Genomic DNA, 15,749 nt, shown 5'->3' with positions numbered 1-15,749 from the left:
AGGTTAGTTAGTAGGTTTTGTATTGTTTTGCCGCTGACCTAACCTCGCAAAACACAACGTTCAGTGATTTTTATAACCACAGACAATTAATTTTTAATTTATTCAGCGTTCGTCGTTTTGCATAACTACTCAATAATAGACAAGATATTCAGATTGAAAAAGGGTTTACAATGAGCACACAATTTCAAGCATTTAAAAATAAAGTTGAACACTGTTTATGTGCACCTGGCGACGGTGTATTCACGGTTAATACGGCAAAAGAACGCAAAGCAGCACTCAGAAATAAATTATATGGTCAAACTGAAAATGTCGATGCTTTATGGCGTGACTCGCTAAATGAATTACCTAACTCACCCCACAAAGCGGTTATGCTGGGGATCAGCTCTGATTGTGGTGGTGGTATTTTACGCGGTGCAAACTGGGGGCCTTTATTTTTACGTTCAGCTTTAATTGACCAACAAACACAGTGTCGTTCATTTGACTTAGGTGATGTGCGCGTAATACCGCATTTATTACACGATAAATACTTAAACGAAGCAACAATTACCAATTGCCAAAAAGCGCTTTATGGCAATGACAATAACGATCATTTCGTAAGTCCACTGTCTATTACCGAAGATGTATGTGACAGCTTTTATGCGACATTCCAAGATAAAGGCATTTTTGGTATTGGTGGCGATCATTCTATTAGTTACCCGTTAACAAAAGCGTATTTAAAAGCCAAACGCGAGCAAGGTAAACGTACGGCAATTATTCATTTTGATGCTCACACCGACTTACTCGTAGAGCGTTTGGGTATCGATTTATGTTTTGGCTCTTGGTGTACCCATATTTTAGAATTTTTACCCGCGCCACATCATTTAATTCAATTTGGTATTCGCTCAAGTGGTAAGCCTAAATCACATTGGGAAAGTACCTTTGGCGTTAAACAGCACTGGGCTGCTGAAATTATTGAGCGTGGCGCAGCCGCTGTTGCTGCCGATACAATCGCGCAACTAAAGGCTGACAAGGTTGATGAAGTGTATGTAAGCTTTGATATTGACGCACTAGATGCTCAATTTGCCTCAGCAACAGGTACACCTGAAGAAAATGGATTAACACCACAGCATGCGCTTGATATTTTGTCAGCCATTGCCGATGAGTTTCCAATAACCGGTGCAGATATGATGGAAATCGCGCCGTTTACCGACAGCTCATTAGTGGGTCAATCAAGCTCAGAGACGACGCTTAGAGAAGGCGCTAAAATTTCAGCATTCTTAATTGCAGCAATGAATCGTTAATCCTAAAGGTCAAAATTGGCTATTTGTAAATAATCCGCTATATTAAATTTGCTTTTATCAAAAAAGTAACATCTTAAATTTTATATAGTGGGTTATTGTGACTAAGTGGTATTGTGTATTATTGCTCATTGTAAGTCATCATTGTGTGGCTAAACTTACTGTTGTAACAGAGAACTTCGCGCCTGCGCAGTATCTGGACGCGAATAACAATTTAGTAGGTGATGCTGCCGATAAAGTCCGATTAGTGCTTGATAGCGTAGGTATTGATTATTCAATTTCTGTAAACGATTGGAGTATGGCTTACAATATTGCACTGAGAGATCCCCAAACCTGTATATTTTCTATTTCTCGTTCGCCTGAGCGGGAACATAATTTTATTTGGTTTGCTAAGCTTGCCCAATTTGACACTAATTTTTACTCCCTTAAAAGCAAAGGTATTTCCTTAACTAATTTAGAGCAGGCAAAGCAATACCGTATTGCGGTTTTAAAAGATAACTACAGCCATCATTACTTAATTTCAAAGGGCTTTAAAGAAAACGAAAATTTAATGCTGTTTAGTAGTTTTGATAATATTTTTAAGATAATCCAAACCCGAAGTTCGAGTATTGATTTAGTTGTTATACCAGCGCAGCGAATAAACCATGAACAATCTCATTTATTAAATAAATTACAACTCGAATTACTCATGCCCATCAATGCCCATCAAGCCCCTTTATATTTCGCCTGTAATAAAAATCTACCCGATAACGTAAAGCAACAACTTAGCGCGGCTTTTTCTTCATATGAGTCTAAACTATAAATATTAAGCTTTTGATTTTTATTAGTTATTAATATTATTTAAATATCAATTGCCCTGTCTATAAAAGCGTCTATAATCCAGCTGCTTTTGCTTGTAAAAGCGATTATTTTGGAGTTATAAATGGGTGATTTAATCGGGATTGCGTTATTAATCTTGATGAGTGCGTTATTTGCGATGTCAGAAATTTCGATTGCCGCTTCACGCAAAATTAAGTTAAGAGTAATGGCGGACGAGGGCAATGTGCACGCTTTGGCGGTTTTAAAGCTGCAAGAGCAGCCTGGGGCTTTTTTCGCCATGATCCAAATTACGCTCAATGCGATTGCGATATTAGGCGGGATTGTTGGCGAGCAAGCATTGTCTCCTTACATGCAAGAAATACTACAGCTGTTTTATCAAGGTCCATTACTTGGGCAAATTAGCTTTGTATTATCGTTTTTAATTATTACCTCGTTATTTATTTTATTTGCCGATTTACTACCAAAGCGTTTAGCGATGATTTTACCTGAGGCCGTTGCCGTGAGGGTGGTGACAATTATGCGCTGGGTTACTTTTGCGCTCACGCCACTGGTATTATTTTTTAATGGCTTAACCAATATTGTTTTACGGGTGTTTAAAGTGCCCAGTGAACGTGAAGATATTGTGACCACTGAAGATATTGTTGCGATGATGGATGCTGGTGCTGAATATGGCAGTTTACAGCAACAAGAGTATGATTTAATAGGAAATGTATTTGATTTAGAAGCGCGTTTCTTATCAAGCGTTATGTCACCGCGTGAGCAAATTGTTTATTTTGATATTGATGAATCTAGCGACGATATAGCAAATAAAATTATAGATCATCCGCACAATCACTTTTTAGTGTGCAAAGGTAATCTTGATAAGTTAATTGGCTCTGTTGAGTCTAAAGATATTTTACGCCAAGTACTCAAAGGTGAGGCGGCAAATATTAACGATGACATGCTTGATAAAGATATTTTTTACTTGCCCGAAACATTGAGTTTATCTGAAGCGTTAAATGCGTTTAAAACCGCTGTGCATCCTTTTGCGGTGGTAGTTAATGAGTATGCTTTGGTGGTTGGGATTGTTACGGTTAAAGATTTAATGAAAGGTTTTATGGGCGATTTAATTACTCATCAAAGTGAAGAGTTAATTATTGAACGCGACGCGAGTTCTTGGTTAGTGGATGGCTTAACCCCGATTGTTGAGCTGGCGAAGGTACTTGAAATTGATGAATTTCCTGATCAAAATCATTATGAAACCGTGGCCGGATATTTAATTTATACCATGAAACATATTCCTAAACGCGCAGAGTTTGTTTTATTTGCAGGTTTTAAATTTGAAGTTGTGGACGTGGAAGGAATTCGTATTGAGCAGTTACTAGTCTCTAGAGTTAATACTGACAACGAATAATGACAGCCAACATAGCTTAAGAGCAGCCAATGAAAGTTCATTGGCTGCTTTTTTTATGGGTGTTGCTTAAATAACTCAGCTATTGTTTGTGTTACTTATCTATTCAATTGTAAAAATGTGTAAATGTTGCTCAGTGGCTATTTTTAATTGCTGTACTATAGTTTAGAATGATCGTTCATTCTAAACTAAAAGGTATTTGACATGCAGCGTTCCCGCATCGCTTTTTTTGTATTTTCGGCCCTCGTTGGTTCTGTTGCTTTAAGTGGTTGTGATCAGGTAGCTGAACAACCTAAGGCTTCTGCTCCTGCAGCGACACCTGTTGGTGTGGTCACCTTAACAAGCCAAGCTATTACACTTAAAAAAGAATTACCAGGGCGTGTTAGTGCGTTTCAAATTGCTGAAATTCGTCCTCAAGTCAGTGGTATTGTTCAATCTCGGTTATTTGAAGAAGGCACACAGGTTGAGCAAGGCCAAGCGCTTTATCAAATTAATCCTGACATTTTTGAAGCAGAACTCGCAGCCAGCAAAGCGGCCGTTGCGCGCGCAGAGGCTAGTATTGCAAGCAGTAAATCTAAAGCGTCGCGTTATAAAGAATTACTAGAAATTAAAGCGGTAAGCCAGCAAGACTTTGATGAAGCCGATGCAGCATACAAGCAAGCATCTGCAGAACTATTAACGGCGAAAGCACAGTTACAAAGCGCGCAAATTAATCTTGATTATAGCCATGTTTCTTCGCCAATTAGCGGCCAAATTAGTAAATCAAGTGTCACTGTCGGGGCACTAGTCAGCGCAGCTCAAACCACAGCATTGGCAACCGTTACTCAGCTTGATCCAATTTATGTAGATTTAACCCAATCAAGTAATGAACTAACTAAGCTAAAAAGAGCATTGGCATCGGGTTCTTTAGGGGTTGATTCAACCACGCAAACAGATGTTGAACTTATTATGGAAGATGGCTCTGCGTATCCTCATAAGGGAACATTACAGTTCTCTGAAGTGACGGTTGACCCAAGTACGGGTTCGGTAACGTTACGCGCGAAGTTTCCAAACCCTGAAAAACTATTGCTACCTGGTATGTATGTACGTGCTGAGGTTGTTGAAGGGGTGAAATCTAATGCAATTCTCGCTCCTCAACGCGGCGTTAGCCGCAATACTAAAGGCGAACCTACGGCTATGGTTGTTAGCAAAAACAATACCGTTGAAAGCCGTGTATTAAAGGTAGAGCGTACTTTGGGCGCTAACTGGTTGGTAACCGACGGTTTAGCTGATGGCGATCAATTGATTGTAGAAGGGCTACAGAAAATTCGCCCTGGTGCACCGGTTGCTGCATCACAAGTACAGTCATCAGCAAATAACAGCCAATAACGGAGAATTTCATGTCACGATTTTTTATCGACAGGCCTATTTTTGCATGGGTACTGGCTATTGTGGTGATGCTTGCAGGTATTATTGCGGTTAAAAGTTTACCCGTTGCTCAGTATCCGTCAATTGCACCGCCTGCTATTACGATTACTGCTAACTACCCTGGTGCTTCTGCGCGTACTTTAGAGGACTCGGTGACCCAGGTTATTGAGCAAAAAATGAAAGGCTTAGATGGCTTGTTGTATATGTCATCGACCTCTGAATCAAGTGGTTCAGCAACATTGACTCTTACCTTTGATGCAGAAACTAACCCTGATATTGCACAAGTACAAGTGCAAAATAAACTAGCAACAGCTACGCCGTTATTACCTGAAGAAGTGCAACGACAGGGTGTGGTAGTTGCTAAGTCATCGTCTAGTTTTTTACTCGTTGTTGGTTTTGTATCGCAAGATGGCAGTATGACCAACATTGACATTGGTGATTATGTGTCATCAAACGTGCAAGATATTGTAGCGCGTGTCGATGGGGTGGGCGAAGTACAATTGTTTGGCTCTCAATATGCAATGCGTATTTGGCTCGATCCGGCTAAGTTACAAAGTTATAAACTAACGCCAAACGATATCTCTGCGGCAATAAAAGCACAAAATGCGCAAGTGTCGGCAGGTCAGCTCGGGGGCATGCCGTCATTGGCTGGTCAACAGCTTAATGCAACGGTGACGGCTCAAAGCCGATTACAAACACCTGAGCAGTTTAAAGACATTTTAGTTAAAACCAACAGCGATGGTTCGGTAGTGCGTTTACAAGATGTTGCTGATGTTGAACTCGGTGGTGAAAACTATGGTGTTGTAGCGCGCTTTAATGGTAAACCGGCATCGGGTTTAGGGGTTAAATTAGCCAGTGGCGCAAACGCCTTAGATACAGCACAAGGTGTAAAAGATGCACTTGAAGAACTTAAACCATTTTTTCCAGAAGGTTTAGAGGCGGTTGTGCCTTATGACACTACTCCTTTTGTTGCATTATCAATCGAAAAAGTAGTACATACCCTAATCGAAGCGGTTGTTTTGGTATTTGTTGTAATGTACTTATTTTTACAAAACTTCAGAGCAACTATTATTCCAACCATTGCGGTGCCTGTCGTATTGCTAGGTACGTTTGGTATTCTATTTACCTTTGGGTATTCCATTAATACCCTCACGATGTTTGCGATGGTACTGGCCATTGGTTTACTCGTAGATGATGCGATTGTTGTTGTCGAAAACGTTGAGCGTTTAATGACCGAAGAAAAGCTCTCTGCGGTTGAAGCAACGCGAAAATCGATGGATGAAATTAAAGGAGCACTGGTAGGTATTGCGATGGTGCTGTCGGCTGTATTTATTCCGATGGCATTCTTTAGTGGCTCTACTGGGGTTATTTATCGTCAGTTCTCTATTACCTTAGTGTCGGCGATGGGGCTGTCGGTACTGGTTGCGCTTATTTTAACTCCCGCACTGTGTGCTACGTTATTAAAGCCTAGCCATGTTCACACCGATGGTAGCTTTATTGGTCGTTTTTTCTCAGGCTTTAACCGTGGTTTTGATAAAACCAATAAAGGTGCGCAAGGTTTTGTTGGCCGCATGATCAAGCATTCTAAGCGCTACTTGCTTAGCTATGCATTAATTGTAGGCGGCATGGTGGCTATTTTTTCAAACTTACCAACGGCATTTTTACCTGATGAAGACCAAGGTATTTTGTTTAACCAAGTAATGCTTCCTGCAGGCTCTACTACAGAGCAAACGCTTGAAGTGGTTAAAAAAGTTGAAAACCACTATTTAGAAGATCAATCTGAAGCCGTTAGTTCAATTTTTACGGTAACAGGTTTTAGTTTTGCAGGCTCTGGACAAAACTCAGCAATTGGCTTTGTTAGCTTAAAGCACTGGGATGAGCGCCAACGTGACGACCTATCAGTGGGCGCCGTTGCAGGAAAAGGCATGGGGTATTTTTCAACGATTAAAGAGGCATTTGTATTTGCATTTCCACCTCCGGCGATTGTTGAACTTGGAACCGCAAATGGCTTTAATATGTTTCTACAAGACCGTGTCGGTTTAGGTCATGATGAGCTATTAAAAGCGCGTAATCAGTTATTAGGTATGGCGAGTCAAAGTCCAATATTGGCAGGTGTTCGCCCTAATGGGCAAGAAGATATGCCTGAGTTACAGCTGGATATTGATCTTGCAAAAGCAGAAGCGCTTGGTGTGTCGCAAGGTGATATTAATAGTACGCTTTCGACGGCGTGGGGTAGTAGTTATGTAAATGACTTTATCGACCGTGGTCGCGTGAAAAAAGTATACCTGCAAGGTCAAGCGGATGCGAGAATGGTGCCTGAGGACTTAAACAAATGGTATGTGCGTAATAAAAACGGCGATATGGTGCCATTTTCAGCATTTGCTAGTTCTTATTGGTCTTATGGTTCGCCTCGCTTGGAAAGGTATAACGGCTTTTCAGCAATGGAAATCCAAGGCAGTGCAGCGCCAGGCTACAGTACAGGTCAAGCCATGGATGAAATGGAGCGTTTAGTTAAGCAGTTACCACAAGGTATTGCTTCTGAATGGACTGGTATTTCATATCAAGAGCGATCAAGTGGCGGTCAAGCGCCGTTGTTATATGGATTATCACTGTTATTTGTATTCTTATGTTTAGCAGCGCTTTATGAAAGTTGGTCAGTACCATTTGCAGTAATGATGATTGTGCCACTGGGTATTTTTGGTGCGATTGTAGCCGCCTTTATGGGTAACTTATCAAACGATATTTACTTACAAGTGGGTTTATTAACCACCATAGGTTTAGCCTCTAAAAATGCCATTTTAATCGTTGAGTTTGCGATTCATAAAATGGAAGAAGGCTTAAGCTTAGTGGACTCGGCGATTGCCGCTGTACGCCTTCGCTTACGTCCTATTTTAATGACCTCAATGGCCTTTGTGTGTGGTGTGCTTCCATTAGCTATTGCCTCAAGTGCTGGTTCAGGTGCACAAAATGCATTAGGTATTTCAATTATTGGTGGAACACTTGCCGCCTCGTCATTGGTTGTTATTTTTGTACCGTTGTTTTTTGTTTTAGTACGTAGACTGTTTTCAGGAAAGGCTAAAACCACCTCCGAGGAGGAAGTATAATGAGATTAAGAGCAATCAGTTTTAGTGCTTTTACTTTAGCAATTTTATCTGGATGTCAGTTAGCTCCTCAACAAGAAGCGCTAAATTTACCTGTCCCTGATGCGTATGCATCAGAGACAGGGGATGAGCAGGTGTCCTCGTTAAAATGGCAGCAGTTTTTTAATGATGAAAAACTTAAAACACTGATATCACAAAGTCTTGAACATAATAAAGACCTACAAATAGCTGCTTTAAATGTTCAGCGCGTGCGTGGTTTGTATCAGATTGAAGATTCAGCGTTATATCCATCAATGGATTTTAATGCATCAGGAAGTCGTCAGCGTTTACCCAGCGATTTATCAGCAAGTGGTCAACCACAAATAAGTTCTCAATACAGTGCAACGGTAGGCATGACGGCTTACGAGTTAGATTTATGGGGTAAAGTACGCAATCAGTCAGAGCAAGCATTACAAACGCTTTATTCAACTCAGCTGAGCCAATACACCATGCAAGTGTCGTTAATTGCAGAGCTTGCTAATGCTTGGTTAAATTACGCGACCGATCAACAGTTGTTAGCGTTGGCACAAGAGACGTTATCATCGCAGCAAGCATCCTTATCATTAACCCAAAAAAGTGTTGATTTAGGTGCCGCTTCTAAAATTACGCTGGAACAACTTAAAAGTACGGTAGCCACCGCGAAAGTTGATATTGCTAAATACCAACGTTTAGTGAAACGCGATAAAAACGCGCTTGATTTATTAGTAGGTAAAACGGTAGGTGAGGATTTACTGCCAAGTAAGTCATTAAATTATTTATTAGACTTGCCTAGTGTGCCTGTGGGTTTACCTTCTGATTTACTAACGCAGCGACCAGATATAAAAGCAGCAGAGCATCAGCTGTTAGCCGCTAACGCTAACATTGGTATTGCCCGTGCAGCGTTTTACCCGAGCATTAGTTTAACTGCCAATGCAGGAACTGCATCACGTGATTTAAGTAATTTATTTGATGCAGGCTCAGGCACATGGAGCTTCATGCCATCGGTAAATTTACCTATTTTTAATATGGGTCGAAATCAAGCAAATTTAGATGTCGCTAACGCAGAGCAACAAGTTGCTGTAGCAACGTACCAGCAAAAAATACAGCAAGCATTTCGTGAAGTTGCTGATGTACTTGCGGATAGAGAAGGCTATAACGCACAGTTAATGGCTCTTGAGGAGTTATTACAAAGCCGAAAGACAACCTTTGAATTATCGCAGGCGCGCTACGACAAAGGGGTTGATAGCTTTTTACAAGTGCTTGACGCTCAGCGAACTTGGTATAGCGCAAGGCAGCAATTGATCACGGGCCAACAAGCTGTGATTGCAAGCCAAATCAATTTATACAAAGCGGTTGGCGGTGGCTGGCAGACCACTACTTCAACCGTTAAGTAAATTAGTACGCATAAAGCCTGTTAACAATAAAAGGTTTTATGCGTGATTAAAGTAATGCCCGTTTAGCGTTTATTTTTTGTGATCAAAGCAGTAAACGCTAAATATTTCGAGTTGAGAGACTCGATACTGGAGTTTCAAATGAAACCTAAAAATAAAAAACACCTAGATCCGGTGCAAGCACAAGCGCGTCGCGAGCAGGTATTAACCGCCGCTGCTGATTGTTTTCGTCGCAAAGGTTACCATGGCGCAGGTATGGCAGAAATAGCTAAAACAGCAGGGATGAGTGCCGGCCATATTTATAATTACTTTGAAAGTAAAGAAGCCATAATTGAAAGTATTATTGAACAAGATATGGAAGAAATGTTTTCCATATTTCAAGAGTTTGAAGATCAACCTGGCGATATTTTAACAGTGTTACTTGATGGCTTACACCATGGTGTGCAGCGTCATATGGACACGGGGGCCTGCGTAGTTGACTTAGACATGATGGCAGAGGCCAGTAGAAACAAAAAAGTCGCTTTATTACTACGCGAGGCTGATACGCAAGCACGTAACAGAATGCGTGATTTATTAGTCAGTGAAAGTAGTTTAATAAAATCACATTCAGAGCAAGAACTCGAAAGCCGCATTAATGTGATTTTCTCAGTGATGGCCGGACTGCTATTACGAAAAATGTTATTTCCTGAATTGACCGAGGAAACTGTATTGATTGCACTGCGCCCAGCGATGAAAACATTACTTATGCCATTTGATAAATAATAAGTTGAAGCATTAAATAACTATGAATATTTGACTGATATTGTTGTAAATATGAAAGAGTTATATAAATTAAGCTGCTTTTATTTAAGCGTAATCAATAAAAACTGAGTACGATGTTTTAGCGTGAAGTCATTCCTTTTTATATTAAAAAAGCAATGATTAACAGTGGGTTATAGCCAGTTGATGTGACATCGACGCCGGTGGCGAAACGACAACAAACAAGATAAATTGCTTTTTTGGCGTATTATTTGCAAGTTAGGACTATATTAAAGGCGCTAATATGGCGCTGCCAACTTAAAGGAGAGCACATGTGGGCTGCAGTCAGTTATCTTGTAACAGCATTAGTATTTATAGTACTGGGATTGAAGGTTAATTCTGTTTACTTCGCGGTTGCATTTTTTTGGACGGCGCTGTCGCTGATATTGGTCAGCGGTGCTTATTTTTTTAATGCGGGGAAAATATTCAGAAAGCGAGAAAATGGCGTTATCCCTTTTTACATTCGTTGGGCATTTGTTCCTTTTTTGTTAGGTGCACAAATTTATAATGCATGGTCACGCAAACACGATAAGGTACCGCCAATTCAACAAATAAACGATAATTTATTTTTAGCATGTCGTTTGTTTCCCTCTGATATAGATACATTAAAAGAAAATGGCATTACCGCTATTTTAGATGTGACTTGTGAATTTGATGGCCTTGAATGGACATCTACCCAAGAAAATATCAGTTATTTAAACATTCCTGTTCTTGATCATAGTGTACCTACACATTCACAGTTAAACCAAGCTATTAACTGGATCCATCACCATATAAAGAAAGACCGTCGTGTTGTGGTGCATTGTGCATTAGGTCGCGGACGTTCGGTGTTTGTTATGGCAGCGTATTTATTGAGTCAAAATAAAGAAGCTGATGTACATGACATTCTTGCTCAAATCAAAGAAACACGTGAAACAGCCAATCTTAATAAACGCCAATTACGCCATTTAGTTAAGCGCCACCGAAGAGGTGAGCTACTGATAAAAAATAAAGCATATTTAATTGCTAATCCTGTATCAGGCACTAAGTTATGGTCTGAAAAAGAGCATTTAATCGTTACACGTTTATCTGCTTATTATGATTTAACCATTTTAAAAACTACACCGGAACAAAACGGCATTACATTGGCTAAACAAGCTATAGAGCACGAGCCTGATATTATAATTGCTTGCGGTGGAGATGGCACAGTCACTGAGGTTGCGAGTGTTTTAGTGGGTACGTCTTGTCGATTAGGAATTATACCGTTGGGGACAGCTAATGCGTTGGCCCATGTGCTGATGGGAATAAAATCTAAATTTATTCCTGTTGAGCAAGCGTGCGATTTAATAATTGATGGTCAGACAAACCTGATCGATACCGCATATTGTAATAACGATTTGATGTTATTGCTAATTGGCATTGGCTTTGAGCATGCAATGATTGAAAAAGCAGATAGAGAGTCGAAAAATAAATCTGGCCAGCTTGCTTATTTAAATGGGTTTTTACATTCCTTTGGCGAGAATAAAGCGCAAAAGCTGATGGTTAAACTCGATGATAATGAGCCTGAAGCTATTAATACAAATAGCTTTATTGTCGCTAATGCTGCCCCATTTACAACCCTTTTAGCCCAAGGTGGGGGACAACCCGACCACCGTGATGGATTATTAGACGTAAACTGGTTAACGCCAAACAAAGACAATGAAACCACAGTATTGAGTATTGCTGAGCTAATGTTTAGCAGTATCACGCAAACACATTTTGCTATTAACTCGCATTATACTAACGCAAAACGTGTAGAGATAAGCGCAGATAAAACGCTAGATTATGTAATTGATGGTGAGGTTAAATCTGCCGATAAAGTGGTAGTGAGTATTCACCCTGCTTCATTGAATGTAATATGCCAAGAACAAAACTAACTGACTAAAAATGGCGTAAATATTACGCCATTTAGCACTCATTTATTTTTTAATAGAGGGCCATACAAAATCTGATGTATCAGGTTGCGTGGGCTCTGTTGGTTTTGGTTTATTTCTGGGTTTTCGTAGCGGTTTATTACTCATGGTATGAATATAAAGTGCTTCTACTTTATCTCTTGCCCATGGGGTTTTACGTAAAAATTTTAAGCTTGATTTGATACTCGGAGAATCAGTAAAGCATTTTATGTTTACTTGTTCACCCATTGCTTTAAAGCCTAAACGTTGCTCTAGTTCTACAAGAATTTGCTCTAAAGTTATCCCATGTAGCGGGTTTTTTGGTTGATTATTCATAGTCACACTGCTTTTTTAAACTGCATGTATTGTAACGTATCCCACCGCATCTTAATAGTTTGGAGATGGCTGGCAGATTCCAGATTGTTAATCTTGATTAATTTACAGTAATAGTTGCAGGCTTCTTGGGGTAAATAAGGTTACCTTGCTTATCAAGCTTTAGCCAAATCAATTGACTGTTGTTATGTTGGGGGTACTTTGCAGCACAAATAAGCGTAACTGAGTGAACCTGCAGTATAGCTCCTTCGCTGTAACGTTTATTATCATACCAGCACTCAGTGTTAGTGTTTATAAGCTGGGTAGCATCAACAATAGGAAGCGTTTTTATTGTGCTAGCGAAGCTTAAAGCTGAAAAACACAAGCATAAAACAGTAATAAACGAAGTAAAATAATAACGCATCAAAAACCTCCAGTGTTTAAAATAAGTACACTTAGCAAAAAAACATGCTAGGGTAAGTAAGACAACATAAGTAAAACACAGAACAATAAAAAGGTGAACAGATATGCTATTTAATCAAACCATGATTGACGAATTTACACTACTAGCAAAATTTCCACGCGAGAGCAAAATGCAGGGAATTAAACTTCATTCAGACGCTGAACCCGCCTTACTAAGCGCAGCACAACGTTTGTTCGATAAAGGGGTTATAGATAGCCCAGATGGTGGCTATTTAACCGAACTGGGCTTAGATTTAATTGAGCATGTGACGGTAATACACAGTGCACTTAAAAGTTAATTTACTCTATTAGTTTGCATCAGGTTGATTTTCAGGGGCTGCATCAATAAAGGCTGCCAACTCATTACAACGCTTATATATGGCTGCTATTTTAGGGTAGGCAGCCATATCTACTTTAAAACGAATGGCATTAAATACTTGCGGTACTAAACATACATCAGCTAAGCTTGGCGACTCGCCTGCGCAAAATGTATTTTTACTATCGAGCATGCGTTCTATTTTTTCAAAACCCACTTCAACCCAGTGGCGGTACCATTTATTTTTTGCTTCATCATCAACATTGAGTTCACTACTTAAATACTTAAGCACACGTAAATTATCAATCGGGTGAATATCACACGCAATTGCATAACTTAAATTGCGAATATGTGCTTTTTGCCATGCATTACCAGGCAGTAATGGTGTTTCAGGGTATTGCTCTTCAAGGTACTCTAAAATTGCTAGAGATTGACCTAATACGCCGTCTTCTGTTTCTAAAGCAGGTAAAAGTCCTTGGGGGTTTTTCTGTAAGTAATCTGTGCTTTGTTGCTCTGATTTTAGTAAGTTTACCGGCACCAACTGGTGATCAATATTTTTTAGGTTTAATGCGATGCGCACACGATACGCTGCAGATGAGCGAAAATAAGTATAAAGCTTCATAATCTAATTACCCTTGATTGCCGTTAAAGTGTTTTTTAATTGTGCGCCAGCAGTCAGTGTAATTAGCTTGGCGCTCTTTACTTTCTAATGCGTATTTAGTTGGCGATATTACATAACGTGACTCAAACATAAACGCCAGCGTATTATCGTAGCGTTGTGGTTCTAAGTCCGCGTTTGACGCTTTTTCAAATACATCCGCCTCAGGACCATGCGGCGACATACAGTTATGTAAGCTCATCCCTCCAGGTACAAAACCATGCTCTTTTGCATCATAAACGCCTTCAATTAAACCCATAAACTCACTCATAATATTACGGTGATAGTAAGGCGGGCGGAAGGTGTTTTCAGCCACCATCCAACGCGGTGGAAAAATAGCAAAATCGATATTTGCAACGCCTTCAGTGCCTGATGGCGAGGTTAGTACCGTGAAAATTGATGGATCGGGGTGATCAAAGCTAACGGTATTCATGACATTAAAGCGAGCTAAGTCGTATTTGTAAGGCGCACTATTGCCTGTCCAAGCAACAACATCCAGAGGAGAATGACCAATATCACAACGAAACATATTGCCATTAAATTTAGCAATAAGTTCAAATTCGCCTTCGATGTCTTCAAAAGCCGCTACTGGATATTGAAAGTCGCGGTCGTTAGCGTAACCATTTGCGCCCACAGGGCCGCGCTCAGCTAACACATAAGCATGGCCGTAGTTTTCACAAATATACCCACGGGCTGTGTCAGTTAATAATTGAACCTGAAACTTAATGCCGCGCGGGATGACCGCAATTTCACCGGCTTTAATACTTAAATGCCCGAGTTCTGTTTTAAGTAATAACTCGCCGTGTTGTGGTACAAATAACATTTCGCCATCGGCGTTATAAAAAAAGCGCTTGTCCATTGATTTGTTGGCGACATAAACATGAATGCCAATACCGGCTTGCCCATTGGCGCTGCCATTTGCAGCCATAGTGATCAGCCCATCAATAAAATCAGTAGGTGCTGCTGGTATATCAATGGGATCCCAACGAAGCATGGTGGGCGGCGTTGGCACTTCAGTAATAGGCGCTGTTCTAATTAAGCCATTGTCTATGGCTGTGTAATCGCCTTGTACAACTGATGGACGAATACGGTACATCCACGTGCGGCGATTATCGGCGCGCGGAGCAGTAAATGCAGTGGTACTAAATTGCTCTGCGTATAAATCGTATTTTACTTTTTGCGGGCTAAATTGCCCAATCGGTAATGCACCAGGCAGCGCTTCGGTTTCAAATTCATTACCAAAGCCGGTCATGTAGTTTAATTGTGTCGCCATTACTGACTCCTATGAAAGTGGGGGAGTGTTATATTTTTGTTATTTACGCTAAGATACTCTCAAGTGAGACTAATATCAAACACACTGATTATGACCCTTGTAAATAAAAGTGAACAAATAAAAGTCGTATGTAAATAAATAAGTGATTCAATATGAAAATAGATTTAACGACATTTTTGCCTTACCAATTAACACACTTAGCAACACTGGTAAGTAATGATTTTTCGAGTATTTATAAAAAAGAGTTTGATTTAACTATTCCTCAGTGGCGAATAATCGCTAATTTAGCACAATCTGGGCAAAGCACAGCAAAGCAGCTATGTACTCAAGCGGATATGGATAAGTCGACAGTATCAAGGGCAGTAAAAACGCTAATTGATGAAGGGCTTATTTATAGCGAGTTAAATAAGCATGATAAGCGCGCTGCATTTTTGATGCTAAGTGATAAGGGCATGGCTTTATATGAAAAAATAACGCCACAAGCATTGCAGTGGGAGCGTGCATTATTAAGCTGCCTGTCGGATGCTGAACAGCATCAGCTAATCGCAATTTTTGATAAATTAAAAAATAAATTACAGGCATAAAAAAGCCCACTAAGTGGGCTTTTAAATACACTA

14 protein-coding genes are annotated in these 15,749 nt (G+C 40.1%); 10 read left to right on the top strand and 4 right to left on the bottom strand.

The window, feature by feature from the left end:
• Positions 1 to 170 precede the first annotated feature (170 nt).
• From BM380_RS04765 to BM380_RS04730, 8 genes are all read left to right on the top strand, one after another.
• Positions 171 to 1,280, top strand: a complete 1,110-nt coding sequence (locus BM380_RS04765; protein ID WP_013463135.1) for an arginase family protein — start codon at positions 171 to 173, stop codon at positions 1,278 to 1,280.
• A gap of 145 nt (positions 1,281 to 1,425) precedes the next feature.
• Positions 1,426 to 2,079 carry a substrate-binding periplasmic protein gene (locus BM380_RS04760; RefSeq protein WP_254772052.1) on the top strand — a complete coding sequence of 218 codons (654 nt, stop codon included), beginning with the start codon at positions 1,426 to 1,428 and terminating at the stop codon, positions 2,077 to 2,079.
• Positions 2,080 to 2,199: 120 nt separating this feature from the next.
• Positions 2,200 to 3,489, top strand: coding sequence for a polyamine export protein PaeA (locus tag BM380_RS04755; protein WP_013463137.1), 1,290 nt, complete (start codon positions 2,200 to 2,202; stop codon positions 3,487 to 3,489).
• Positions 3,490 to 3,690: 201 nt separating this feature from the next.
• A complete protein-coding gene (locus BM380_RS04750; protein WP_013463138.1) occupies positions 3,691 to 4,854 on the top strand; it encodes an efflux RND transporter periplasmic adaptor subunit in 1,164 nt (387 codons plus the stop codon).
• An 11-nt stretch (positions 4,855 to 4,865) separates the two neighbouring features.
• Positions 4,866 to 7,997, top strand: a complete 3,132-nt coding sequence (locus tag BM380_RS04745) for an efflux RND transporter permease subunit (RefSeq protein ID WP_013463139.1) — start codon at positions 4,866 to 4,868, stop codon at positions 7,995 to 7,997.
• Positions 7,997 to 9,406: an efflux transporter outer membrane subunit gene (locus BM380_RS04740; RefSeq protein WP_090493238.1), complete on the top strand. Its 1,410-nt coding sequence runs from the start codon at positions 7,997 to 7,999 to the stop codon at positions 9,404 to 9,406. Before BM380_RS04745 ends, BM380_RS04740 begins: the two co-directional genes overlap by 1 nt.
• 138 nt (positions 9,407 to 9,544) lie before the next feature.
• Positions 9,545 to 10,165, top strand: a complete 621-nt coding sequence (locus BM380_RS04735; RefSeq protein WP_008464339.1) for a TetR/AcrR family transcriptional regulator — start codon at positions 9,545 to 9,547, stop codon at positions 10,163 to 10,165.
• 308 nt (positions 10,166 to 10,473) lie between these two features.
• Complete coding sequence (locus BM380_RS04730; RefSeq protein WP_024600939.1) at positions 10,474 to 12,096, top strand: diacylglycerol kinase family protein; 1,623 nt, start codon at positions 10,474 to 10,476, stop codon at positions 12,094 to 12,096.
• 42 nt (positions 12,097 to 12,138) lie between these two features.
• Here BM380_RS04730 and BM380_RS04725 read toward each other — a convergent pair whose 3' ends face one another.
• Together BM380_RS04725 and BM380_RS04720 are read right to left on the bottom strand one after the other, a co-directional pair.
• Positions 12,139 to 12,447, bottom strand: a complete 309-nt coding sequence (locus tag BM380_RS04725) for a VF530 family protein (RefSeq protein WP_013463143.1) — start codon at positions 12,445 to 12,447, stop codon at positions 12,139 to 12,141.
• A gap of 97 nt (positions 12,448 to 12,544) precedes the next feature.
• A complete protein-coding gene (locus tag BM380_RS04720; RefSeq protein WP_013463144.1) occupies positions 12,545 to 12,847 on the bottom strand; it encodes a DUF1496 domain-containing protein in 303 nt (100 codons plus the stop codon).
• Between the two features lie 103 nt (positions 12,848 to 12,950).
• Between BM380_RS04720 and BM380_RS04715 the strand changes: the two genes are divergently transcribed.
• Complete coding sequence (locus BM380_RS04715) at positions 12,951 to 13,184, top strand: TIGR02647 family protein (RefSeq protein ID WP_008112333.1); 234 nt, start codon at positions 12,951 to 12,953, stop codon at positions 13,182 to 13,184.
• 9 nt (positions 13,185 to 13,193) lie between these two features.
• Here the strand turns inward: BM380_RS04715 and maiA are convergent, their stop codons facing one another.
• Positions 13,194 to 13,823, bottom strand: coding sequence for a maleylacetoacetate isomerase (gene maiA, locus BM380_RS04710; RefSeq protein ID WP_090493234.1), 630 nt, complete (start codon positions 13,821 to 13,823; stop codon positions 13,194 to 13,196).
• 7 nt (positions 13,824 to 13,830) lie between these two features.
• Positions 13,831 to 15,132, bottom strand: a complete 1,302-nt coding sequence (hmgA, locus tag BM380_RS04705; protein ID WP_090493232.1) for a homogentisate 1,2-dioxygenase — start codon at positions 15,130 to 15,132, stop codon at positions 13,831 to 13,833.
• Between the two features lie 152 nt (positions 15,133 to 15,284).
• Here hmgA and BM380_RS04700 point away from each other — a divergent pair, with 152 nt between their 5' ends.
• Positions 15,285 to 15,716, top strand: a complete 432-nt coding sequence (locus tag BM380_RS04700; RefSeq protein ID WP_016899145.1) for a MarR family winged helix-turn-helix transcriptional regulator — start codon at positions 15,285 to 15,287, stop codon at positions 15,714 to 15,716.
• Positions 15,717 to 15,749 lie beyond the last annotated feature (33 nt).

Source organism: Pseudoalteromonas sp. DSM 26666, from assembly GCF_900116475.1.
Lineage (GTDB): Bacteria > Pseudomonadota > Gammaproteobacteria > Enterobacterales > Alteromonadaceae > Pseudoalteromonas > Pseudoalteromonas tetraodonis.
Note: the sequence above shows the minus strand (reverse complement) of the source record. Positions and strands in the feature narration are given on the sequence as shown.

Coding starts and splice junctions, on each gene's coding strand:
- BM380_RS04765 (WP_013463135.1), top strand. CDS start 171: ATGAGCACACAATTTCAAGCATTTAAAAATAAAGTTGAACACTGTTTA.
- BM380_RS04725 (WP_013463143.1), bottom strand. CDS start 12,447: ATGAATAATCAACCAAAAAACCCGCTACATGGGATAACTTTAGAGCAA.
- BM380_RS04730 (WP_024600939.1), top strand. CDS start 10,474: ATGTGGGCTGCAGTCAGTTATCTTGTAACAGCATTAGTATTTATAGTA.
- maiA (WP_090493234.1), bottom strand. CDS start 13,823: ATGAAGCTTTATACTTATTTTCGCTCATCTGCAGCGTATCGTGTGCGC.
- BM380_RS04745 (WP_013463139.1), top strand. CDS start 4,866: ATGTCACGATTTTTTATCGACAGGCCTATTTTTGCATGGGTACTGGCT.
- BM380_RS04750 (WP_013463138.1), top strand. CDS start 3,691: ATGCAGCGTTCCCGCATCGCTTTTTTTGTATTTTCGGCCCTCGTTGGT.
- BM380_RS04755 (WP_013463137.1), top strand. CDS start 2,200: ATGGGTGATTTAATCGGGATTGCGTTATTAATCTTGATGAGTGCGTTA.
- BM380_RS04715 (WP_008112333.1), top strand. CDS start 12,951: ATGCTATTTAATCAAACCATGATTGACGAATTTACACTACTAGCAAAA.
- BM380_RS04740 (WP_090493238.1), top strand. CDS start 7,997: ATGAGATTAAGAGCAATCAGTTTTAGTGCTTTTACTTTAGCAATTTTA.
- BM380_RS04735 (WP_008464339.1), top strand. CDS start 9,545: ATGAAACCTAAAAATAAAAAACACCTAGATCCGGTGCAAGCACAAGCG.
- BM380_RS04700 (WP_016899145.1), top strand. CDS start 15,285: ATGAAAATAGATTTAACGACATTTTTGCCTTACCAATTAACACACTTA.
- BM380_RS04720 (WP_013463144.1), bottom strand. CDS start 12,847: ATGCGTTATTATTTTACTTCGTTTATTACTGTTTTATGCTTGTGTTTT.
- hmgA (WP_090493232.1), bottom strand. CDS start 15,132: ATGGCGACACAATTAAACTACATGACCGGCTTTGGTAATGAATTTGAA.